The following is a 21,947-nucleotide window of genomic DNA, read 5'->3' on the forward strand; positions in this document are numbered from 1 at the left end:
GATCCTCCTTTGTATGTCCACTCATGAAGAGGAAACTGAATAAATAGGGTACATAGTTATTGTAAAACTCCCGTCTGGAGTTTTCAACACGAACGGTAGATTCCCTAGTATCTGGAAGGAGGAGGCTGGTGTGTTTAACGTCATTATTTTGACATGCGTAAGAAAGTTAAATGGAGAGCGTACAATATCAGGAATATATAATTTATTAACTGGAAAACGTTCGTCTCAGACATTGCAGGACGCAAAGGGTTACGAATTGGAGCGTTATTTTGGTATTTATGAAGGGTTAGCTCGAGATGAATTTGAAGATAGATGTAAGCAAATTGAAAAAAATCAGTGGATTTATCTTGGAGATCGATTCTCACCCATTATTACATCTGATGGAGCTCGCTATCTTGATAACTATCAGGGGCCTACATTTGAATTTTTTAGCGGAATGAATAATCACCGGAATATCAGAGAATTTGAACACAGACTTTTACTAGTCATTCAGACGATTACTTCTATTCATGCAGGCAACTACACGTTTATCCCTGTTATCGATGACTCTAAAGCACAAAGGTGGGTTAAACGTTATTATGCTTCTCTTTCCCATAACCTGAATCAAGAAGTCAAAGGAATGTATAATGAAATCTTGGATCTTTTGAACAATCGATCGTATTTGGAGTCAGAACTGTTCACCTTTCGGTTGAGTGGGGCTGAAGTGATAGGGCTTACCTATGAACAAATGAAGCGTAAGTATGACATTACAACGGAAGATGCTTACGTTTGTATTCAGCATGTACTTTATTATTTATTCCACGAGGCTAGAAATTCACCAGATTCCTACCCCTTCCTATTTGCGTGCACTCGTGGTTTAGATGGTGAGACAATGATCACTCAGTCAGCTAAGCATACGTACCACTATTTAGAGCTAGGGTGGACATTGGAAGCGATTGTTTCGAAGCGCCGCTTGAAAAAAAGTACAATTCAGGACCATATCGTTGAAGCAGCCCTAGTTATCCCGGATTTTTCAATCGAACGTTTTCTCAGTGCCAAAGATCAGCAAAGAATCATAGCAGCAGCTAATAACATGAATACGCTGCGTTTAAAACAAATTCATCAAACTTTGAACGGTGAATTTGATTACTTCCAAATCAGATTGGCTCTGGCTAAAGGTAAGAAGTTAACAGCGAAAGGACAATCTTATGCAGATGTATAATTTATCTTTTCAATTAGAAAAGCACTTCGGATTTTCACAGTTTCGTGAAGGGCAACAGCCGATTATCGAGTCGATTTTATCTGGTCAGGATGTTCTTGGTATTTTACCTACAGGAACTGGTAAATCTCTTTGCTATCAGCTGCCCGCAAAGATTCAATCAGGAACCACGATTGTAGTGTCTCCTCTTATTTCTTTAATGATTGATCAAGTGAAGCAGCTGAAAGCATCTGGCTATAAGTCAGTCGTCGCACTGAATAGTTTTATGGATCGTGCGGAGCGGAGAAAAATGCTGGAACATCTGGATCAATACGATTTAATATATATGTCCCCAGAATTTCTCCAAAATGACTGGGTAATGCAGCATCTTGTAAAGCTTAGTATCAGTTTATTTGTCATTGATGAAGCTCACTGCATATCACAATGGGGCCATGAATTTAGAACGGATTATTTAAAATTGCATCAAACCATTTCTAAACTTGGCGAACCAACAGTATTAGCATTAAGTGCTACAGCAACTCCAGAAGTCCAAACAGACATTATGGATAAATTGAAGCGTCCTCTTATGGAAAAGCATATTTATCCAATGGACAAGCAGAATGTCAGTTTCGCGGTCGAGCATTACGCAACTCCTGATCATAAAATAGATCGGATGATTCAGCTGCTATCTGATCAGGCGGTTCCTACAATGGTCTATTTTTCCAGTAGACAATGGACTGAAAAAGCAGCCTATCTGCTCCAGGCTAAGCTGAAGCAAAGGGTAGCTTTTTATCACGGAGGAATGGAGCAAATGGATAGGATGTTGGTACAGCAGCAATTTATGAATGATCAGCTCGATGTAATTTGCTGCACAAGCGCCTTTGGTATGGGGGTGGATAAATCTAATATACGACTGGTCATTCATTTTCACCCCCCATCCCAGCTCGAATCATTTATCCAGGAGGTAGGAAGAGCCGGAAGAGACGGGAACCCTTGTGCTAGCCTAGTACTTTACGGACCAAAGGATCATTATCTTCCTCAGATGTTAATAGAGAGTGAATTGCCACAAATGGACCATGTTCAAAACGTGTTAAGATATATGCAGATGTTATGGAAGAACAACACTTTAATTCCTTCGAATGACGAATTCGCTGAACTTCTGGAATTATCGGAGTCGCAATGGAATTTTTTACGTTTTCAGTTAGAAGAACACGGTGTCTTGAAAGAGAGAACTATCCTAAAAGACCCTAAAGAAACTTTTGTTGAGCGAAAGCTGGAGGATCTAATAAACAAAAGGTGGAAGTACAAGCAGGCAAAACTTACTGAAATGCTTCAATGGATCCATCATACTTCTTGCAGAAGAAAAAGTCTCTACGAATCCTTTCAAGCTGATATTCGAGAACCCTCAGTACCTTGCTGTGATTCATGTGGATTTACAATGGATACGTTAAGCTTTGAGAAGAGCGAGTTCCAAGCAGATGTTGATACTTGGAAAGAACGGTTAGCTATTATCTTTAGACAGGGGGCGAGGTATGAAACGAAAAAAACAGGCAGAGGTTATTAAAATGATGACGGATCAGGAAGTGACGCTTCAACTGATCCTAACCCAGCTTTTACTTTTAATCCTCTCTATTCTAGGCAGCTTTTTTTTATTTGATTCCTTTTGGTCAGAATGGAAATCCATATTCGAAGTAACGTTTAATGATTGGATATGGTTTGGGGTATTGCCAGGACTAATTGTTCTCATGATCGATTTTATTTTGATGAACAGGCTTCCAAAACAATACTATGATGATGGCGGGATTAATAACAAAGTATTTAAAAATCGATCGATCCCAGGTATCATTGGAGTTACATTATTAGTGGCTATAAGCGAAGAAATGTTATTTAGAGGTGTCTTACATACGGAATATGGATATTGGGTAGCCAGTTTATTATTTGCTCTTTTACATTTTCGTTATTTGTCAAAAATTGTTCTCTTAATCTCTGTATTGTTTGTCAGCTTTTTTATTGGATATATGTTTGAATTAACAGGCAGTCTTACGGTCACAATTACGGCTCATTTTATTATAGATGTGGTACTTGCCATGTGGATACGTCTAGGGAACAGGGGGGAATCAAGTGACTCAATCCCATCATAGTGAAGGTGTGAATAATGTGAACGAGAAGAAATTAACGAGTGAAAATATGAACACTTTGGATTTGCCACCGCAGCGAAGTGAAGAGAAATCTAATACTTTTATGACCAGGTGGAGTGACAATCCTCTTTGGGTTCGTTACATCATTGTTTTCATATTTATTTTCATTATCCTGTTGCTGATTTTCTAGAAGTATAGGTCAAATACAAAATAATTCCCCGCCTACTATGGACGGGGAATTATTTTGTATGATATTAAAAAAATTGCTTTCGATCTTTCTCGAATTTAAGGATCTCAACTGCTTCACGAAAACGTTGAGAGTGAACAACCTCTCTTTGTCTTAAGAATTTAAGACTGTCATTTAAACACGGATCATCTGACATATTGATAATCCACTGGTAAGTAGCCCTTGCTTTTTCTTCGGCCGCGATGTCTTCGTAAAGATCTGCAATCGGGTCACCTTTAGCCTGTATATAAGTAGCTGTCCACGGACTTCCCGCAGCGTTATTGTAGTAAAGGGCATGGTCATGGTTTGCATAATGGGCGCCTAAACCAGCTTCTTTCATTTGTTCAGGTGTAGCATCTTTGGTTAATTTATAAATCATGGTAGCGATCATTTCCAGATGGGCAAATTCTTCTGTTCCTATATCAGTCAATAATCCAATAACCTTATCAGGGATGCTGTAACGCTGATTTAAATAACGGAGTGCAGCAGATAACTCCCCATCAGCACCTCCGTACTGCTCAATCAAGTATTTAGCAAGTCTTGGGTTACATTCCGTTACTTTAACTGGATATTGTAATTTCTTTTCATAGTACCACATTGAATCCCTCCTTTTTTTATTCTTTACAGTTGCCAGGGCCAGGGGCTGTCTTTCCAATTCCAGGGGTAACCTGAAAAACTGGCCCCATACTGGCGCAACGGGCCGAAGTGCTTTTCATAATTTGCTTTCAAATCCCTACTTTGGACCGCCAGCTCATTAAATTGCTGAATAGCTTGGAAGTCATTTGGATGCGTATCTAAGTAAAGAGTTAGCTCCACAAGCGCAAAGTCTACGATTTGAATTTTCTCCATTAATTCGTATCTTTCGGTTGGAGCTTTTGGTGGATTGGTCATGAATGTTCCCCTTTCCCTAGTGGAGTTGGATAAGGGTCGTAGAAGCAAGGCCAAAGAGTTCCTTTATAAAGTGCATCCCGCAAAGAGAATTGTGGAAGGTTCGGCTGTTGAAAACCAACATATAGATTGGGAGGAGTTTGATAGCAAGCTCTCTGCCGAGGAGGACATGGATCAAATGGACCGTGATACGGTTGATAACACTTAATCAAAGTAAACATATATATCCCCTTCCTGTACTCATTATCAAAATTTATGATTATTCGGCATGTCCTATGCGAATAAAAGGAGGAATAAGCCAGGTCTCTGGAGAAATGATTTAAAGAAGGATTCGATGCATAATAGAATATGAAGAGGTGAGCGTATGTTTGTGAAGAGTATTATGAAGCCTGCACATCGATCATACACTGCGAAGACAGATGATCGCTTAAGCGGCATTTTAGATTTATTGAATGAGTATGATCTTCAGGCAATGCCTGTACTTGATGATCGAAAGTTCTTAGGAATGGTTTCAAAGGAGATTATTTATCGGGCTTATTTTAATGCGGATCAAAGCAAAGAAACCTTTTTAAACGAAACGACCGCAGGCGATATTGCTGAAAATGAGGACTTCTATATCCACGATGAAGAAGTATTTGAACGCACACTGCCGGCGTTTAAAGGTTTTCCTTTACTGGCTGTTGTAGATAAAGAACGGAATTTTCAGGGGCTTGTCACACGTTTTGATGTGATTGAGCAGTTTGAAAGCGCATTTGGAAGTAAAAAGAAAGGTATTCGAATTGCTTTTACTTCTGAAGAGTCAAGTGGCCGAATTGAGAGACTGGGAGACATTATTAAAAGCTATCATGAAAATGTCATATCCCTGGCTACTTTTGATGAAACGGATAAGCTTGCACGTAGGATCGTTCTAAAAATTGAAAGAAAGGATAATATAGAACAATTTACAAATAAGCTGGAGAAGACAGGGTTTCGGATTTTAAGTGTAAAAGAAGTGTAATGACTAACTGCTATGACTTGTTCATAGCAGTTTTTTTGTGAAATACTTTTATGATACGATTAATTTTATTCTATCTTTGGGAGAGTGGGGCAAGTGTTAGCTGGGGTCTTAATAGTAGCAAGCTTTGGATTGTTATTTCTTGCAGGAATGTACTTTAGGGCAGAACAAGACTACTTGGATAAACATGTAATCGAAGATTCTGCTTTTCCTTTCGCTCAAGAACTTCACATTGTCTTTATTTCTGATGTTCATAACCGCGAAATAAATCAAAAAACCCTTAACAAACTGAATAATGTGGATGTTGTGATCATTGGAGGAGATCTAGTGGATAAGCGAACGCCTCTAACTAGATTGAAGAACAATCTAGGGAAATTAAAGCAGTGGAAAGCCCCTGTCTATTTTATTCCCGGAAATAATGATCATGAACTGGAAGGAGTTAATCTTCTGGATGTACTGGGTAATCATCATATTCATGTTCTTTCAAATTCGGATAATGAAGTGCCCTTTCAATCGGAGGACGGGTTTCTGTTAAGTGGAATTGATCCTTATTTTATGAAGCCCAGGCGTCAGTCTGCCTATATAAACGATCACATTAATTATCAAATATTATGTGTTCACGACCCTTACGTTTATCACAAAATGAATCAGCAGGATCAGAAACAGTTTGATCTAGTACTTAGCGGACACACCCATGGCGGTCAAATCCGGTTATTTGGATTAGGCCCTTACACAAGAGGAGGATGGTTTGAATCTGAAAAGCCGCCTCTTCTTATAAGTGAAGGGTATGGAACCTCACTGCTCCCCCTGCGTCTGGGAACTAGAGCAGAACTGCATTCTATTATCATTAAATCTTCCTGACAGGGTTATTCAAATATTATATAAAGAATATACAAATTTTACACGTGATTAACTATTCATATATAATTATAGGAAAAGGAAAGAGTTGGAGGAAGGCAAATGGGGACAAAGCAAGCAAAATACAATATAAAGGCTGTATCTCAAATGGTAGGAATTCAGCCTGGCACTCTTCGAGCATGGGAGCGACGGTACCAAATTGTTCGACCGTCCCGAAACGAAGCCGGACATCGTTTATATTCAGACGAGCATATTAAAATATTAAAGTGGTTAATGGAAAAAGTGGATAAAGGATTTACTATTTCCCAGGCTGTATCCCTTCTTGAGAGCAATGAAAATGCAGTGGAAGCTTCCAGTCATACGGAAAGCAGTAACCAATTAGAGGTCCTGGGAGATGATCTTCTGAATGCGCTGCTGTCATTTGAAGAGAATGAAGCACAGCAGAAACTGGATCATGCCTTTAGCTTGTTTACCCCGGAAACAGTAGCCATTGATATTATAGGTCCTCTCTTAGTGAAAATTGGAGACCTTTGGGAAGAAAACCGGATTACTAGTGCACATGAACACTTTGCAAGCCATTTCCTCCGTTCCAGAATGGGGATGATGCTTCTCTCCATTCCTTCTGACGCTATGCTTCCTAAGGCCCTTCTTGTATGTGGACCTAATGAGCGTCATGAACTTGGACTGTTGATATTTGCACTATATATGAAACGTAAAGGATATGACGTTATTTACCTCGGACAGAGCATTGCCGGGGGCGACATTGATATTGTAATTGACGAAATAGAACCCTCCTACATGTTTATGTCATGCACGCTAAAGAAAAATATTCCCATTACGGTGAGTCTGGCCGAATCTTTACAGAAGCAGTTTCCTGAATTGAAAATAGGACTGGGCGGCCTCGCTTATGACCGGTTATCGGAACTTGATAAAAAACGAATGGAGCCATTCCTTGTAGGAAACACTAAAAAAGATTGGGAGGCCTGGCTGACCAAGCATTAGCAGCAATGAAAATGAAGGTTGCAGTAAAAAGGTTGCCCCTGTAATGACACTTTAGATATAATTCGAAAAAAGGTGCCATAATCGCATCAGTCATCATACTATATAGATAACACACATTGTGACAGGGGGCGATCATGTGCGAGTGGAAAGAATGACAAATGAGAAATTTAAAATTTTTCTAACCTTTGATGATTTGTTGGATAGAGGATTATCAAAAGAAGAATTGTGGAGTGACCTTCCAAGAGTCCATAGAATTTTCAGCGATATGATGTATGATGCGGGAATTGAGCTCGGGGTCGAGTTAACAGGTGTGTTACTTGTGCAAGTTTATCTATTACAGGCACAAGGCATGTTAATTGTTGTTACCAAAACTGAGCCAACTGATATGGAAGATGAAGAAGATTACATGGAAATGAAAGTTACACTGGATGAAAGTAAAGAAATGATGTTTTCATTCGAAGATTTTGAACATGTCATCCAGGCCGGTATTCACTTACACAAGCTGGGTGTTACGGGTGGAAATGTATATTATTACAATGATTTCTACTATATGCTCCTTATGGATGAAGACATCATTCATCTGGATATCGATCAAGTTATTGCTTTACTATCTGAATTTGCCTCTGCCTCCTCAGCTACCTCGTATAGATTGGCTGAGTATGGAAAGCAAATTATGAAAGAAAATGCATGCGGGACAATTAAAAATTATTTTTCTTAATCCGTTTTGAGTGGACGATGCTTTATAAGCTTCGTTCTTTTTATTTTTAATAGAAGCTCATTATAGAACATGTTACTATAGATAAGGATGTTTGAAATTTTAAGATGGTAAGAAATGGAGTGTCCATAATGAAGATTGCAGTATTGTATGGAGGGACTTCTGGAGAACGGGAAGTTTCTTTATCTACAGGTAAGGGAATAATAAAAGCGTTAAAAAACAAAGGTCATGATGTGATCGCTATCGATTTTTCACCCGAAAAAATTAAAGATATACTGGAATTGAAAGTGGATCTTGTTTTCTTGGGACTTCATGGACGCTTTGGTGAAGATGGTAAAATTCAAGGCTTGCTTGATATGCTTAACCTTCCTTATGTTGGGTCAGGTGTATTATCCTCAGCTCTAGCTATGGATAAAGCAAAATCAAAACAAATCTTCTCATTAAATGGACTTCAAACTGCAAACAGCAAAACGTTTGATGTTACGGGCTTATTTAATATGAGTGACATAGTGGAAGATATCAAGAAGCATTTTCCTACGCCATTCGTGATTAAGCCGAACCAGGAAGGATCCACATTGGGACTAACCATTGTGAAGAATGAAGGTCAGATTGAAAAAGCCGTCCAAACAGCTGCTCACTCTGATTCTACTATTCTGGTAGAGGATTATGTTCAGGGAAGAGAAGTGACGGTCCCGGTCATAGGTCAAAAAGGAAAAGAAACGCCGCTTCCGGTTATTGAAATCATTCCTAAGAATGATTATTATGATTTTGACTCAAAATATAAACCAGGTGGAAGTGAACATATTGTTCCTGCCAAACTGCCGGATAATCTTACCGATCGACTAAAACAAGAAGCGGTGAAAGCTCATCAGTTATTAGGATGTGAAGTTTATTCTCGTGTAGATTTCATAATTAATGAAAAAGGGGAGCCGGTGATTCTGGAAGTGAATACACTTCCGGGGATGACTCCAACTAGTTTATTCCCTGATTCCGCCAAGGAAATAGGCTGGAGCTACGACGATCTTATAGAAAAATTCGTAGAACTATCCCAACTTGATAAATAATAGAGAGTGTAATCGTTTACATTTTTTCAGGTTAAAGACACTAGAATGCCAAAACACGCTTTCCATAATAGAGGTGAAAGTGTATACTATTGACTGAAAGAATACCCTGAAAGCGAATGCACGGATATTAGGAGGTAAATGGATGGTAGCGGATAAGCCGACAGATGCTGCAAACGAAAACAATGATAAACTCGATGTTTTAAAATCCACACAGACGGTGGTTAAAAAAGCACTTGATAAATTAGGTTATCCTAACGAAGTTTACGAACTCATGAAAGAACCGGTGCGGATGATGACGGTAAGGATTCCTGTACGGATGGATAATGATCATATTAAAATATTCACAGGCTATCGTTCCCAGCATAATGACGCGGTTGGTCCTACCAAAGGCGGGGTGCGTTTTCACCCGAACGTCACAGAAAAAGAAGTCAAGGCTTTATCCATCTGGATGAGTTTAAAAGCTGGAATTGTAGATTTACCTTATGGTGGAGGAAAAGGCGGAATCGTTTGTGACCCTCGTGAGATGTCTTTCCGGGAACTTGAAGGCGTGAGCCGCGGTTATGTCAGGGCTATCAGTCAAATTGTAGGTCCTACAAAGGATATTCCAGCACCTGATGTATTTACAAATTCTCAGATCATGGCATGGATGATGGATGAATACAGCCGTATAGATGAATTTAATAACCCTGGTTTTATCACTGGTAAACCACTTGTCTTAGGCGGATCACATGGCAGGGAAACAGCCACGGCTAAAGGTGTAACTATCTGTATTGAAGAGGCAGCCAAAAAGAAAGGCATAAATGTAGAAGGTGCCAGAGTGGTGGTTCAAGGCTTTGGTAACGCCGGAAGCTTTTTAGCTAAATTTATGCACGATCGTGGAGCTAAGGTTATTGGGATTTCCGATGCCTATGGAGGATTGCATGATCCTGATGGTCTGGATATCGATTACTTACTTGACCGCCGAGATAGTTTTGGCACGGTCACAAATCTTTTCAAAAATACAATATCCAATGAAGAACTGTTGGAGTTGGACTGTGACATATTAGTTCCTGCTGCTATCGAAAATCAAATCCGCGAAGAAAATGCTCACAATATAAAAGCAAGTATCGTGGTAGAAGCGGCAAACGGTCCGACCACTTTAGATGCCACTCGAATATTATCTGAAAGAGGAATTTTGCTTGTACCCGATGTTTTAGCGTCTTCGGGAGGAGTAACGGTTTCTTATTTCGAATGGGTCCAGAATAATCAAGGATACTATTGGACAGAAGAAGAAGTAGAAGAGAAACTCCATAAAGTGATCGTTAAAGGGTTTGATAACGTTTACAAAACCGCAGAGACCCGACGTGTAGATATGCGTTTAGCTGCTTACATGGTTGGTGTAAGAAAGATGGCAGAAGCTTCTCGCTTTAGAGGATGGATATAGGTTGATTTGACCACAATTATCTCCTATCATTTATATGGTAGGAGATTTACTTTTGTTTATTAAATCGAACGTAAGTTCCAGATACTTCTGGAAAAAGGAGTGAGTAACGTGCATCAGGAAGAAAAAGTCATCATAATTGGCGGTGGCCCCTGTGGTATGAGTGCAGCCATAGAGTTAAAGAAAATGGGCATTGAACCATTAATTATAGAAAAAGGGAATATTGTTAATTCTATTTTTCATTACCCAACTCATCAAACGTTTTTCAGTTCGAGTGAAAAGCTGGAGATTGGAAACATTCCATTTATTACAGAACGTCAGAAACCCGTGCGAAACGAGGCTCTCGCCTATTACCGTGCAGTAGCTGGCAGGGAAGAGTTACGTATAAATGCTTTCGAAAAAGTAACGCACGTGGCACAGGAGCAATCAGGATTTATAGTTAAGACTGAAAAGCGGACAGGTGAACAGGCGGAATATAAAGCGGAGGATCTGGTCATTGCGACCGGTTACTACGACCAGCCGAATCATTTAGGTATAAAGGGAGAAGAGCTTACGAAGGTTATGCATTACTTCAAGGAAGCCCATCCCTACTATAATAAAGATGTCGTAGTAATCGGTGGAAAAAATTCAGCAGCCGATGCCACTCTGGAATTGGAAAAGTCCGGAGCTAATGTTACGGTTTTATATCGCGGTGAAGAATATTCAAAAAGTATTAAGCCATGGATCTTACCTCAATTCGAAGCTCTGGTAAGAAAAGGTGCCGTAAGTATGGATTTTTGTGCGCATATTAAAGAAATTACTGAGACCGAGGTCATTTACGAATGCCGAGGGCAGGAGAAACGTATTGCGAACGATTTTGTTTTCGCTATGACAGGCTATCGCCCCGACCATAACTTTTTGACTAAGATGGGCGTTGAGTTTGATAGAGAGACCGGGCGCCCTGATTATAATGAAGATAGTATGGAAACCAATGTTCCTGGTATTTATATCGCTGGCGTAATTGCAGCTGGATACAATAATAATGAGATATTTATTGAAAATGGTCGGCATCATGGCGGAAAAATCGCTCGTGCCATTGGCAGTAAGAAATAAGCCATCCGTTTAGCTATCTCCCGCTTCAAAGAAGGTTTGGGAGATTTTTTGTATAAATTATCATTCCGCATTGTTTAGAGGGGGCTTTATTTTGAGTAAAGTAGTTTTACTTACCACGGGGGGTACCATAGCTAGTGTACCTAATAAGCAGTCTGGTAAATTATCTTCTGGTGCTTTAACTGGTGAGGAGCTGGCTGAAATGCTGAAGCTCCCAACGGATATTGATGTAGTAATCGATTCTGTATTTCAAAAACCAAGTATGCACGTAGGCTTTGAAGATCTTATATGGCTTAAAGAGAAAATTGAAGCTTATTTTGAAGATGATATGGTTTCAGGCGTTGTAGTGACTCATGGCACCGACTCTTTGGAGGAAAGTGCATACTTTCTTGACTTAACCATTAATGATCAGCGACCAGTTGTTATAACTGGATCCCAGAGGTCGCCAGGCGAGATGGGCAGCGATGCTTATATTAACATGAGACATGCCATTTATTCAGCGTGTAGTCAGGATTTGCATGGAGCAGGGGCTGTAGTGGTCTTTAATGAACGTATATTTCCAGCTAAATATGTAAAGAAAGAACATGCTTCGAATATCCAGGGGTTTAATGCTTTTGGGTTTGGTTATTTAGGCATTATTGATAACGACGAAGTTCATATCTATCAAAAACCGATAAATAGAGAAACGTATGATCTTATTACCGATATTCCAAGGGTGGACATCGTTAAAACTTATTCAGGTGCGGACGGAGCTTTTATTAAAGCTGCACGTGAGAGTCAGGCGAAAGGCATAATATTAGAAGGTGTAGGGAGAGGTCAAGTAGCGCCCGGAATGATGGCTGAAATTGTTAAATCAATTGAAGCAGGAGTGAGAATTGTCATTACTACAACCTCAGAAGAAGGTTCCGTTTATACGACTTATGATTATTTAGGTAGTGCCTACGATCTCTATAAGCATGGTGTCATTCTGGGAGATGATGACGATAGTAAGAAAGCCCGGATAAAATTAGCGGTTATTCTAGCTTCCAATTTCGAGGGCGATATTACTTATTAAATTTTCGCTCGAGCATATGCCTTCTTCTTCTAAGGCTCTTCCAGGTGAAAGATCTCTGTGCTCTGCACTTCCCGTTCCAGCTTAGGCGAATCAGAGTTTTCTCTATTCATTTTTCTCGATGATATTTTTTTCCACACAAATCATGTGTGAAATTATAATCAGTCCTGATATAAAAGTACCAGCCAAGCTGGTGCTTTTTTGATATTTATCCATTCGGACGTATCCCTTATTCCTTTTCCACATTCTTCATGATACCATTGAAATAAGGCGAAAGAATGAGAGAGGGCTGATTTCTATGGCCTTGCTGACTGCAGCCATATCTCCTGCTATAGCAATTATGACATTCATATACTTAAGTAAAAGAATCGAGCTAGAACCGCTCCCACTGATCATCCGCATGTTTATAATTGGCATCATCATGGTATTTCCCTTGATGTTTATTCAATATGCTTTTGAAACTGAAGGGGTATTTCAGACTCCGCTATTGAGGTCATTTTTCTTAGCGGGGTTAATGGAAGAATTTTTTAAATGGTTTTTTCTCTTATTTGTTGCCTATCGGCACTCAGATTTTGACCATCACTATGACGGAATTATCTATGGTGTGGCAATTAGTTTAGGCTTCGCAACAATAGAAAATATTATTTATATCTTTTCAAATGGCATTGAGATTGCCCTGTTAAGAGCAGTTTTTCCAGTATCTTCTCATGCTTTGTTTGGAATTCTTATGGGCTTTTACATGGGTAAAGCAAAATTCGCCAGCAAAAACCAAAATTTATGCTTAAGTTTAGCCTTACTAATTCCAGTGGGTTTTCATACCTTGTATGATTATATTATTACGGTATTGAACCAGACATGGCTGTACTGGATTACACCATTTATGATTGTTTTATGGGTGATAGGATTCAGAAAGATAAGATTGGCCAATGAACATCATGAAGACCTTCAAAAAACATGATATAAAGTAAACCGCCGTTGCAACGGCGGTTTTTTTAATGGATAAACATGTATAAAGTTTATAAATGGATGGACACTAATCTTATAAATAATACTACTGGTCAGGGGTGTAACTCAGATGATATGGAAGAAAATGATAATCATTGGATTGGGAGCCGCTTTGCTCATCTTTCCTGTTTCAGAATGGACATCTGTCAACTCTGTAGAAGCTTTTTCAAATCAAGTTATACAGCATGGGGCCACCGGAGATGATGTGATTGAACTACAAGCCAGATTACAATATCTGGGGTTTTATAACGGTAATATCGATGGGGTTTTTGGATGGGGCACCTATTGGGCCGTTCGGAATTTCCAATATGAATTTGGTCTTGAAATTGATGGTTTAGTAGGGGAAGAAGTGAAAAATAAACTGACCAAAGCTAGTAAATATGATAAGGGATTTGTTCAGGAGCAAGTGCGAAGAGGGAATGATTTCACGTATTACGGAGGTACTCCTAAAACTCAGCAGGTAAAACAACAGAAACCAAAAGGAAACCAGGAACCTCCTCAGAAACAGGAACCTCCTCAGAAACAGGAGCCAACAGCTGTTAATGTTCCAAGCGGGTATTCTCAGAATGATATCCAATTGATGGCTAATGCTGTGTATGGAGAAGCACGAGGTGAGCCTTACGTCGGTCAGGTGGCAGTAGCATCTGTAATTCTTAACCGGGTGTCGAGCGCAACGTTTCCGAATACCGTCTCAGGAGTTATTTTTGAACCACGAGCCTTTACTGCGGTAAGTGATGGACAAATATGGCTTCAACCTAATGAAACGGCAAAAGAAGCGGTTATGGACGCGATCAACGGATGGGATCCTTCTGGGCAGGCAATATATTATTTTAATCCGAACACGGCAACATCAGATTGGATATGGTCAAGGCCGCAAATTAAGAAGATTGGTAAGCATATATTCTGTAAATAGGAGGTGGAAGAATGGTTCGCTGGATTACAATTGTCGTATTAAGTATAGTAGCTGTAGGGACAACCGTCTGGGGTTACAAGGAAAATCAGGATAAAAATGCAGTACTTATTCAGGCGGAGAACAGTTACCAACGAGCATTTCACGAACTCACTTATAACGTAGATCTTCTCCACGACAAAATAGGTGCTACACTGGCTATGAACACGAGAAAACAGCTTTCGCCACAGTTGGCTGAAATTTGGAGAATCACCTCGGAAGCAAATTCAGATGTGGGTCAGCTTCCGCTTACTCTGCTCCCGTTTAATAAGACGGAAGAATTTCTTTATGAAATAGGGGATTTCGCTTATAAAACCGCTATTCGCGACTTAGAGAAGAAGCCTTTAAGTGAAAAAGAAATAAAAAAACTGGAAGAGCTTCATAAGCATTCAGGTGAGATTGAAACCGAGTTACGCAAAGTACAAAATGTTGTTTTAAAAGATAATTTGCGCTGGATGGATGTACAACTGGCACTTTCTACAAACAATGAAGCCGGAGATAACACTATTGTGAATGGGTTTAAGACTGTAGAAAAAACGGTTGACGGTTATACACAAACGACCGCTCAAACAGGGGTAACGAATGCCAGTCCAGAGAAAAGTTATAAAAATCTCCAGGGGGATCCTGTTTCAGAAGCAAAAGCCAAACAAATTGCCAGTCAATGGCTTGAAAAAGTTGATGTTAATAAACTTACTCTGACTAAATCAGGTAAGGGAGCTGATGTCCCGACTTACACGGCTTCGTTTGATAATGGAAAGCGTAATGGTTATATGGATTTAACAGTAAAGGGAGGGCACCCTTTAACCATTATGATCAGCCGCAAAATGGGAGAGGCGGAAATTAGTCTTCACGAAGCCTCCAAGAAAGCTGAGAAATATGTAGAAGGACTTGAGGCAGAAGGTTTAGAGCTGGCTGAAACGAACCAGTACAATAACATAGGGATCTTTCGTTATGTTTATACTAAGGATGACATTCGTTATTATCCGGAATCCGTAGTTGTAAAAGTTGGGTTGGATAATGGTGAAGTACTTGGTTTATCCGCAAGAGATTACTACGATGATCACAAGGACCGGGAAATCGAAAAACCTGAAATGACAGAGGAAGAAGCACGATCCAAAGTAAACCCGGGATTAAAAATACAGGAAAATCGACTGGCTGTCATCGAAAATGATTTAAAAGAGCTCGTATTGTGTTACGAATTTTTAACTACTAAAGAGAATACTACGTATAGAATATTTATAAATGCTCAGAATGGTCAGGAAGAAAAAGTGGAAACATTAAAAAAAGCCGAAATCAAATTTAATTAGTTTAGAAAAACCGCCATAATTATGGCGGTTTTTTTGGTTCACAAGACCTATTCACTTTCCGTATTTATACAAAAGTGAGATAATATAATCAATACAAAAGTCATATATAATTGGAGGAAATTATGAAGATTTTAAAAATTGGTATGCCAATCACGTTAGAAATTCACTCAAAGGATAAGGAAGAACCAGAGAAATATATATGTAAACTTGTTGATCACACGAAAGGGTATATCTATATTGATTATCCTATTAACGTAAAGACAGGTAAAGCGGCTTTTATTATGGAAGGCACTGAAATCCAGGCGAGCTTTATTACTGAAGATCAATCCGTATATTGTTTTAACACGGAGGTAGTAGCACGAAAGAAATTAATCATTCCGGTGCTCGTAATGACATTTCCTCCTCGAAAAGATCTTATTCGAATACAGCGGAGAAAATATGTGCGTGTAGACGCTTCAATAGATGTTGCGGTTCAATTTGAAAACCAATCTTTTACGGCAGTGACTCAGGATATTAGTGGAGGCGGAGCAGCAATTTTAGAACCTTATCATGTACAGATGTATAGGTGCCAGCGCGTAAACTTAACGTTAGTTCTCCCTATGAATTCCGGCGAGAACCGGTACGTGGAATCCGAGGGAATCGTAGTAAGAACAATTCAACAAGACAACGGAAAGAGAAATCAAGTATCCATTCAATTTGAAAATATTGTAGAAAAACAGCGTCAGCTGATCATTCGGTATTGTTTTGAGCAACAGATGAACATGCGCAGAAAGGCACTAAAGTAGCTACATAATAATGGATTTTTTCCAATTAGTTATGTTATTCTGTACAGAGTAATTAAGAGTCTTTCATGGCGGGTTTAGCCGTCTGAAGGCTCTTAGGCGCGCTTTCATTATTTAAGTGCGCTTTTATTTGTATAAGGTAAAATTGGAGGAAGCTGAACTTATGGATACTATGACAATTGCAATCGACGGCCCAGCTGCTGCCGGAAAAAGTACTGTAGCAAAAAGAGTAGCTGAAAAATTATCTTTAATATATGTAGATACGGGGGCAATGTATCGTGCATTAACTTGGAAAGCCTTAAATAATGGTGTCTCACTTGAAGATGAATATGCTCTGGCACAATTATTAAGGAAAACGGATTTAAAATTAGTGCAGAGCGAGAATGGACAGAGAGTCCTTCTTGATGGTGAGGATGTTTCGGACGATATAAGAACAAGCGATGTTACGAACCAGGTATCTTTTGCATCCAAGCATAAAGAAGTCCGGGAAGAAATGGTAAGCCGCCAGCAGGAACTTGTTAATCAACAAGGGGTCGTGATGGATGGTAGAGATATAGGGACTCATGTACTGCCTAATGCTGATGTGAAGATATTTATGATTGCCTCTGTGGAAGAAAGAGCAGAAAGACGTCATAAAGAAAACCAGTCCAAGGGGTATTACTCAAACCTGGACGACCTTAAGGAAGAAATCCGCAAGCGTGATGAAATCGATTCAAACCGTGAAGTCGCTCCGCTTGTAAAAGCTGACGATGCCGTTATTGTAGACACTACCTCTTTAACAATAGAAGAAGTAGTAGCGGAGATAATTAAAGTAGTAAATGAAAAGAAGGAGAGGGGGGATTAATAATGAGCTTATATAAGCTGGGTAAATGGATTTGTGCTGTCATCTTTTACCCTTTATACCGGATTAAAGTTATTGGTCAACACAATATTCCCAAAGAAGGTCCGGTTATTGTTTGTTCCAATCATATATCTAATGCAGATCCACCTGTAGTAGGTATTACAAACAGCAGGGACATTTACTTCCTTGCCAAAGAAGAATTGTTTAAAAACAGGCTGATTGGGGGAATTCTTAAAGGAGTCCATGCTTTTCCAATAAAAAGAGGCATGCGTGATCGTAATGCGCTCCGTCAAGGTCTGGAAATTCTTAATAATAATCATGTACTCGGTCTTTTCCCGGAAGGAAGAAGACAAAAAAATGGCGAAATTGGAAAGGGTTTGGCTGGTGCAGGTTTCTTTGCTCTACGTTCTGAAGCCTATATTGTTCCCTGCGCTATAATAGGACCTTATAAGAAGTTTCAACGGTTGAAAGTCGTTTATGGTGAACCCATTGATATGAGTGGATACCGTGAGGAAAAAGCTTCTGCACAAGTCGTAACAGATCGAATTATGGAAGAAATCAGAAAACTGCATAAAATTCACAGCTGATGGAGCGTAATCACTTGACAAAAAGCTCTAAATATTAGAAGTTAGAAAAAAGGGCATTTCTGTTTTAAGGTTGTGTCGGAAATTGAAGGAGGTAGCTTGGTATGGATGAAATGAATCAAGAAGTATCTGGAATGCAAGAATTCTCTGCCGGGGACATTGTTACTGGTAAAGTTGTTAAAATTGAAGAAAAACAAGTCCTCGTAGATGTTGGATATAAAGTTGAGGGTATTGTACCTATTAGTGAATTATCCAGCCTTCATGTTGAAAAAGCTTCAGATGCAGTCAGTGAAGGGGACGAGTTGACCCTGCAAGTTAAAAAGGTAGAAGATGATGAAATCGTCCTATCTAAAAGGGCTGTTGATGCAGATAAAGCATGGCAGGACTTGGAAGACAAGTATGAGAGTGGAGAAATTTTTGAAGCTGAAGTTAAAGACGTTGTAAAAGGCGGTCTTGTTGTAGACATCGGTCTTCGAGGATTTATCCCTGCTTCTCTAGTAGAAACTTACTACGTTGAAGATTTTGAAAACTATAAAGGCAGAAACCTTTCTCTGAAAGTGGTTGAACTGGATCGAGAACAAAATCGTGTCATTCTTTCTCACAGGGCAGTAGTGGAAGAGGAAGAGTCAGCGAAAAAGCAGGAGGTACTGCACTCACTTGAAGATGGTCAGGTAATTGAAGGCACTGTTCAAAGATTGACAGACTTCGGTGCGTTTGTAAACCTTGGAGGTATTGACGGATTAGTACATATCTCCCAACTATCTCATCAGCATGTAGAAAAAGCATCTGATGTAGTTGAAGAGGGGCAGACGGTTAAAGTTAAAGTACTATCTGTTGATCGTGATAATGAGAGAATATCTCTTTCCTTGAAAGCCACTCAGCCTGGTCCGTGGCATGATATTCAGGATAAAGTGAAACAGGGAGAAGTGTTAGAAGGAACGGTTCGCCGTTTAGTAAGCTTTGGAGCATTTGTAGAAGTGTTCCCAGGTGTTGAAGGACTTGTTCACATTTCTCAAATCTCCAATCGCCACATTGGTACTCCTGGTGAAGTCCTGGAAGAAGGACAGCAGGTACAAGTTAAAGTGTTAGACGTAGATGGAGAAGCTAAACGTCTTTCCTTAAGTATGAAAGAACTTGAAGCTGAACAAACTAGAGAAGAGTACCAGCAGTATGAGAAGGAAGAAGACAATTCCGGTTTCTCCCTGAGTGATATGATCGGCGATAAACTGGATAAATACAAAAAATAATTGAGTGGGTGTTGGATATGACAAGGTCTGAGAGGAAAATTGATCATATCCGCCATGCATTAGGTCACGAACGAGCTTATCACAATCATTTTGACGATGTGGAAATCGTTCATCAAAGTCTGGCCCGTCTGGACTTTAATCAATTGAGTATAGAAGCACAAGTAGGGGAACTTCATTTGAGTTCCCCTCTTTTTGTTAATGCAATGACCGGTGGTGGTGGAGAAGAAACGAAAGAGATTAATCGGAACCTCGCTTTAGCCGCAAGTAAAACCGGTATTGGGATGGCTGTAGGTTCCCAAATGTCAGCCATTAAAAATCCCGAGGAGAGATCAACCTATGAAGTTGTTCGGGAAGTAAATCCTGAGGGAGTCATTTTTGCAAATGTGGGGAGTGAAGCTACCGTCCCTCAGGCAGAAGAAGCTGTCGACATGCTTAAAGCGGATGGACTGCAAATTCATATTAATACACTTCAGGAATTAATAATGCCTGAAGGAGACAGAGACTTTTCCCATCGTCTTCGTCGAATAGAACAGATTGTATCAAAGATGTCTATTCCTGTGATCGTAAAAGAAGTAGGGTATGGAATGTCGAAAGAGACAGTGGAAACCTTATATTCTATGGGGGTTCGTTACATTGATGTAGGAGGGCAGGGGGGAACAAACTTCTCTAAAGTCGAGAATATGAGAAGAGACACCCCCTTATCATCATTTAATAACTGGGGAATCCCTACCCCTATTTCCATTTTGGAATCTTCTTCTGTGTCCCCGGATCTTCATATTGTTGCCTCCGGGGGTGTTCGCCATGGTCTGGATGGAGTGAAAGGACTCATTTTAGGAGGAAAGGCATTTGGAATGGCTGGAGGGCTGCTTCGTGTTCTAGTTGAAGAAGGTGAAGAGGCTCTGGTCAATGAAATTCGTCATATCCATGAAGAGATTAAAATTGCGATGATGCTGTTGAATGCATCCAATATTCAAGAATTGTCACATACCCCCTATATACTATTTGGCCGGACTAAAGAATGGTCAGACCAAAGACTTGGCCCATGATTATAATCATGGGCTTTTTGTATGGGCAGATAGATGTTTAAAGAAGGACATAGTGATCCATAATAAAAAGAAGGAAGGGGTGGAAAGGTTTGGCGGCTATTTACTACTGGTATGCTTGGGTCCTTGCGCTTATCATCTTTTTTTTCATTCCATCTTCAAATTTGCGGAGTCGGTTGTTACTTTTTATCTGGATCATTATGTGTACATATACCGTCGGTGATAATCAGTTCATAAACTTTCAGCTTTACTTTGTTTTGCTATTAGGCATTTTTGGCACTTATTTCTGGAAGATCACTCGTAAACATATGATCCAGCATTTCTGGCCAATTGTGTTAAGTATTGGTTATACAGCCGTACAGCTTTTTCTACTGGTGCAGCCAGTTTGGTCCAGACTCCCGGGTGTTTATCTGGGAGTAATATTTTTCTTATTTGTTCTAAATAAAATGTTTCAGGATCTCCCTAGTTTAATGGGGGCTTGGCTGCTAATTAATGCATTTGGTACATTATGGTCTTATTTGGTACTTTCAATTTACATTTTGGAAGAACCTTTTTTCAATCAACAAACGATAATTTTTGTGTTAAAAGGTATGGTCGTTTTATTTATCATGTATGGGATTCATCGATTAAAGGATTCTTTGCAACAGAAGAAGATTAAAACAATTAAAAAAGGAGGTGCGTATGTGTGAATGAATACACCTATCCAATTATTGCAGGTATTTCGGTGGGTACGGCTTTAAGAATCTTTATGCTTCGAACTGACTATCGTCAGTATCCTACCTATTTACACGGGAAAATTATTCATTTATCGCTGGGTTTTATAGCGGCTTCACTCGGGACTATAGCCATTCCCTCTATAATGGAGAAGGAATTTACAGCTGTTACCTTTTTAACGTTAGCTGCCTCCCAATTCAGGGAAGTCCGCAACATGGAAAGAAATACGTTAACAGAAATGGATTCTTTTGAACTTGTACCCCGGGGAAACACTTATATTGAAGGGATCGCTGTCGCTTTTGAAAGTCGAAATTACCTCGTTATATTTACTTCCTTCGTTGTCACGCTGTGCTATCTAGCCGTAAATGGATGGGCAGCTCTTGGTGCTGCTGTAGTGTGCTTTATTATTTCTTCCCTGTTAATGAGTGGTTCCAAGCTTTCTGATATCGTAACGGTGGAACTCTCAGAACTTAGCTTTAAAGGAGCAGGTTTGTATGTAGATAACATTTATATCATGAACATAGGGCTTCCTGAACGTCAGGACGAAATATTAAAGTATGGGATGGGCTTCATATTGACCCCTAAGTCATTCAGTGTTCGCTCCACCATAGCTAATCTTGGGCAGCGTCAAGCCATATTACATGATGTCTCCGTCACCCTCGGAGTTTTTAGAGATTCTGGGACCCCTGCACTCGTTCCATTAATTAAACGAGATCTTAACGATGGGAGAATTGGTGTTTTTATATTACCTCAGGAGAAAGATCCTGTAAGAGCCAAAGAAATTATTTCCTCTGTGCCAGTACTGGAAAATGCCATACAAATGCCGTCAAGGAAAAGAAACCGGGAGGGCTAA

General features: G+C 39.7%; 25 protein-coding genes. 22 read left to right on the top strand and 3 right to left on the bottom strand.

The window, feature by feature from the left end:
• Positions 1 to 130: 130 nt before the first annotated feature.
• The 4 genes from ACTWP7_RS16960 to ACTWP7_RS16975 are packed head-to-tail and all read left to right on the top strand — an operon-like array spanning position 131 to position 3,505.
• Positions 131 to 1,201 carry a helix-turn-helix domain-containing protein gene (locus ACTWP7_RS16960; RefSeq protein WP_443124220.1) on the top strand — a complete coding sequence of 357 codons (1,071 nt, stop codon included), beginning with the start codon at positions 131 to 133 and terminating at the stop codon, positions 1,199 to 1,201.
• Entirely contained in the window at positions 1,188 to 2,741 is a 1,554-nt protein-coding gene (locus tag ACTWP7_RS16965) for a RecQ family ATP-dependent DNA helicase (RefSeq protein ID WP_443124221.1), read from the top strand. The genes ACTWP7_RS16960 and ACTWP7_RS16965 overlap by 14 nt, the downstream gene beginning before the upstream one ends.
• Positions 2,710 to 3,318 (top strand): lysostaphin resistance A-like protein, encoded by a 609-nt coding sequence (locus ACTWP7_RS16970; protein WP_443124222.1) that lies wholly within the window; start codon positions 2,710 to 2,712, stop codon positions 3,316 to 3,318. The genes ACTWP7_RS16965 and ACTWP7_RS16970 overlap by 32 nt, the downstream gene beginning before the upstream one ends.
• Complete coding sequence (locus ACTWP7_RS16975; protein WP_443124223.1) at positions 3,299 to 3,505, top strand: hypothetical protein; 207 nt, start codon at positions 3,299 to 3,301, stop codon at positions 3,503 to 3,505. Before ACTWP7_RS16970 ends, ACTWP7_RS16975 begins: the two co-directional genes overlap by 20 nt.
• 64 nt (positions 3,506 to 3,569) lie before the next feature.
• Here ACTWP7_RS16975 and ACTWP7_RS16980 read toward each other — a convergent pair whose 3' ends face one another.
• Genes ACTWP7_RS16980 through ACTWP7_RS16990 form a run of 3 tightly spaced genes read right to left on the bottom strand, consistent with a single transcriptional unit; the run spans position 3,570 to position 4,650 of the window.
• Positions 3,570 to 4,139 (bottom strand): manganese catalase family protein, encoded by a 570-nt coding sequence (locus ACTWP7_RS16980; protein ID WP_014643552.1) that lies wholly within the window; start codon positions 4,137 to 4,139, stop codon positions 3,570 to 3,572.
• Between the two features lie 23 nt (positions 4,140 to 4,162).
• The gene (locus ACTWP7_RS16985; RefSeq protein WP_443124224.1) at positions 4,163 to 4,432 is read right to left on the bottom strand and encodes a spore coat protein CotJB; all 270 of its coding nucleotides are present in this window, start codon (positions 4,430 to 4,432) and stop codon (positions 4,163 to 4,165) included.
• Positions 4,429 to 4,650 (bottom strand): spore coat associated protein CotJA, encoded by a 222-nt coding sequence (locus tag ACTWP7_RS16990; protein WP_443124225.1) that lies wholly within the window; start codon positions 4,648 to 4,650, stop codon positions 4,429 to 4,431. Before ACTWP7_RS16990 ends, ACTWP7_RS16985 begins: the two co-directional genes overlap by 4 nt.
• A gap of 143 nt (positions 4,651 to 4,793) precedes the next feature.
• On the opposite strand from ACTWP7_RS16990, the gene ACTWP7_RS16995 reads away from it, so the two are divergent.
• The 18 genes from ACTWP7_RS16995 to ACTWP7_RS17080 all read left to right on the top strand — a co-directional run bounded on the left by ACTWP7_RS16995 (position 4,794) and on the right by ACTWP7_RS17080 (position 21,947).
• The gene (locus tag ACTWP7_RS16995) at positions 4,794 to 5,426 is read left to right on the top strand and encodes a CBS domain-containing protein (RefSeq protein WP_443124226.1); all 633 of its coding nucleotides are present in this window, start codon (positions 4,794 to 4,796) and stop codon (positions 5,424 to 5,426) included.
• A gap of 93 nt (positions 5,427 to 5,519) precedes the next feature.
• A complete protein-coding gene (locus ACTWP7_RS17000) occupies positions 5,520 to 6,284 on the top strand; it encodes a metallophosphoesterase (protein WP_443124227.1) in 765 nt (254 codons plus the stop codon).
• Positions 6,285 to 6,383: 99 nt separating this feature from the next.
• Positions 6,384 to 7,283, top strand: a complete 900-nt coding sequence (locus ACTWP7_RS17005) for a MerR family transcriptional regulator (protein ID WP_443124228.1) — start codon at positions 6,384 to 6,386, stop codon at positions 7,281 to 7,283.
• A gap of 136 nt (positions 7,284 to 7,419) precedes the next feature.
• On the top strand, positions 7,420 to 8,001 hold the full coding sequence (locus ACTWP7_RS17010; protein WP_443124229.1) for a genetic competence negative regulator: 582 nt from the start codon (positions 7,420 to 7,422) through the stop codon (positions 7,999 to 8,001).
• Positions 8,002 to 8,129: 128 nt separating this feature from the next.
• Complete coding sequence (locus ACTWP7_RS17015; RefSeq protein WP_443124230.1) at positions 8,130 to 9,062, top strand: D-alanine--D-alanine ligase; 933 nt, start codon at positions 8,130 to 8,132, stop codon at positions 9,060 to 9,062.
• A 142-nt stretch (positions 9,063 to 9,204) separates the two neighbouring features.
• Complete coding sequence (locus ACTWP7_RS17020) at positions 9,205 to 10,485, top strand: Glu/Leu/Phe/Val family dehydrogenase (RefSeq protein ID WP_443124231.1); 1,281 nt, start codon at positions 9,205 to 9,207, stop codon at positions 10,483 to 10,485.
• A 156-nt stretch (positions 10,486 to 10,641) separates the two neighbouring features.
• The gene (locus ACTWP7_RS17025) at positions 10,642 to 11,574 is read left to right on the top strand and encodes a YpdA family putative bacillithiol disulfide reductase (protein WP_443124254.1); all 933 of its coding nucleotides are present in this window, start codon (positions 10,642 to 10,644) and stop codon (positions 11,572 to 11,574) included.
• A gap of 91 nt (positions 11,575 to 11,665) precedes the next feature.
• Positions 11,666 to 12,625, top strand: a complete 960-nt coding sequence (locus ACTWP7_RS17030; RefSeq protein ID WP_443124232.1) for an asparaginase — start codon at positions 11,666 to 11,668, stop codon at positions 12,623 to 12,625.
• 295 nt (positions 12,626 to 12,920) lie between these two features.
• Positions 12,921 to 13,580, top strand: coding sequence for a glutamic-type intramembrane protease PrsW (gene prsW / locus ACTWP7_RS17035; RefSeq protein ID WP_014643541.1), 660 nt, complete (start codon positions 12,921 to 12,923; stop codon positions 13,578 to 13,580).
• Positions 13,581 to 13,697: 117 nt separating this feature from the next.
• Positions 13,698 to 14,540, top strand: a complete 843-nt coding sequence (gene sleB / locus ACTWP7_RS17040) for a spore cortex-lytic enzyme (protein WP_443124233.1) — start codon at positions 13,698 to 13,700, stop codon at positions 14,538 to 14,540.
• 11 nt (positions 14,541 to 14,551) lie between these two features.
• Positions 14,552 to 15,883: a germination protein YpeB gene (gene ypeB, locus ACTWP7_RS17045; RefSeq protein WP_443124234.1), complete on the top strand. Its 1,332-nt coding sequence runs from the start codon at positions 14,552 to 14,554 to the stop codon at positions 15,881 to 15,883.
• Positions 15,884 to 16,005: 122 nt separating this feature from the next.
• Positions 16,006 to 16,668, top strand: coding sequence for a flagellar brake protein (locus tag ACTWP7_RS17050; protein WP_443124235.1), 663 nt, complete (start codon positions 16,006 to 16,008; stop codon positions 16,666 to 16,668).
• 160 nt (positions 16,669 to 16,828) lie between these two features.
• Complete coding sequence (gene cmk / locus ACTWP7_RS17055) at positions 16,829 to 17,509, top strand: (d)CMP kinase (RefSeq protein ID WP_443124236.1); 681 nt, start codon at positions 16,829 to 16,831, stop codon at positions 17,507 to 17,509.
• A gap of 2 nt (positions 17,510 to 17,511) precedes the next feature.
• Entirely contained in the window at positions 17,512 to 18,093 is a 582-nt protein-coding gene (locus tag ACTWP7_RS17060) for a lysophospholipid acyltransferase family protein (protein ID WP_443124237.1), read from the top strand.
• A 101-nt stretch (positions 18,094 to 18,194) separates the two neighbouring features.
• Positions 18,195 to 19,337: a 30S ribosomal protein S1 gene (gene rpsA / locus ACTWP7_RS17065; protein WP_443124238.1), complete on the top strand. Its 1,143-nt coding sequence runs from the start codon at positions 18,195 to 18,197 to the stop codon at positions 19,335 to 19,337.
• Between the two features lie 17 nt (positions 19,338 to 19,354).
• Positions 19,355 to 20,383: a type 2 isopentenyl-diphosphate Delta-isomerase gene (gene fni, locus ACTWP7_RS17070; protein WP_443124239.1), complete on the top strand. Its 1,029-nt coding sequence runs from the start codon at positions 19,355 to 19,357 to the stop codon at positions 20,381 to 20,383.
• A gap of 89 nt (positions 20,384 to 20,472) precedes the next feature.
• Positions 20,473 to 21,069, top strand: coding sequence for a YphA family membrane protein (locus ACTWP7_RS17075; RefSeq protein ID WP_443124240.1), 597 nt, complete (start codon positions 20,473 to 20,475; stop codon positions 21,067 to 21,069).
• Positions 21,066 to 21,947, top strand: a complete 882-nt coding sequence (locus ACTWP7_RS17080) for a YIEGIA family protein (protein WP_014643532.1) — start codon at positions 21,066 to 21,068, stop codon at positions 21,945 to 21,947. The genes ACTWP7_RS17075 and ACTWP7_RS17080 overlap by 4 nt, the downstream gene beginning before the upstream one ends.

It is taken from the genome of Halobacillus sp. B29 (genome assembly GCF_052246755.1).
Lineage (GTDB): Bacteria > Bacillota > Bacilli > Bacillales > Halobacillaceae > Halobacillus > Halobacillus halophilus.

Excerpts from the sequence above, each read along its gene's own strand:
- ACTWP7_RS16965 (WP_443124221.1), top strand. The coding sequence starts at position 1,188 with ATGCAGATGTATAATTTATCTTTTCAATTAGAAAAGCACTTCGGATTT.
- ACTWP7_RS16970 (WP_443124222.1), top strand. The coding sequence starts at position 2,710 with ATGAAACGAAAAAAACAGGCAGAGGTTATTAAAATGATGACGGATCAG.
- ACTWP7_RS16980 (WP_014643552.1), bottom strand. The coding sequence starts at position 4,139 with ATGTGGTACTATGAAAAGAAATTACAATATCCAGTTAAAGTAACGGAA.
- ACTWP7_RS16985 (WP_443124224.1), bottom strand. The coding sequence starts at position 4,432 with ATGACCAATCCACCAAAAGCTCCAACCGAAAGATACGAATTAATGGAG.
- ACTWP7_RS16990 (WP_443124225.1), bottom strand. The coding sequence starts at position 4,650 with ATGTTTACTTTGATTAAGTGTTATCAACCGTATCACGGTCCATTTGAT.
- ACTWP7_RS16995 (WP_443124226.1), top strand. The coding sequence starts at position 4,794 with ATGTTTGTGAAGAGTATTATGAAGCCTGCACATCGATCATACACTGCG.
- ACTWP7_RS17005 (WP_443124228.1), top strand. The coding sequence starts at position 6,384 with ATGGGGACAAAGCAAGCAAAATACAATATAAAGGCTGTATCTCAAATG.
- ACTWP7_RS17015 (WP_443124230.1), top strand. The coding sequence starts at position 8,130 with ATGAAGATTGCAGTATTGTATGGAGGGACTTCTGGAGAACGGGAAGTT.
- ACTWP7_RS17020 (WP_443124231.1), top strand. The coding sequence starts at position 9,205 with ATGGTAGCGGATAAGCCGACAGATGCTGCAAACGAAAACAATGATAAA.
- ACTWP7_RS17025 (WP_443124254.1), top strand. The coding sequence starts at position 10,642 with ATGAGTGCAGCCATAGAGTTAAAGAAAATGGGCATTGAACCATTAATT.
- prsW (WP_014643541.1), top strand. The coding sequence starts at position 12,921 with ATGGCCTTGCTGACTGCAGCCATATCTCCTGCTATAGCAATTATGACA.
- sleB (WP_443124233.1), top strand. The coding sequence starts at position 13,698 with ATGATATGGAAGAAAATGATAATCATTGGATTGGGAGCCGCTTTGCTC.
- ypeB (WP_443124234.1), top strand. The coding sequence starts at position 14,552 with ATGGTTCGCTGGATTACAATTGTCGTATTAAGTATAGTAGCTGTAGGG.
- ACTWP7_RS17050 (WP_443124235.1), top strand. The coding sequence starts at position 16,006 with ATGAAGATTTTAAAAATTGGTATGCCAATCACGTTAGAAATTCACTCA.
- cmk (WP_443124236.1), top strand. The coding sequence starts at position 16,829 with ATGGATACTATGACAATTGCAATCGACGGCCCAGCTGCTGCCGGAAAA.
- ACTWP7_RS17060 (WP_443124237.1), top strand. The coding sequence starts at position 17,512 with ATGAGCTTATATAAGCTGGGTAAATGGATTTGTGCTGTCATCTTTTAC.
- rpsA (WP_443124238.1), top strand. The coding sequence starts at position 18,195 with ATGGATGAAATGAATCAAGAAGTATCTGGAATGCAAGAATTCTCTGCC.
- fni (WP_443124239.1), top strand. The coding sequence starts at position 19,355 with ATGACAAGGTCTGAGAGGAAAATTGATCATATCCGCCATGCATTAGGT.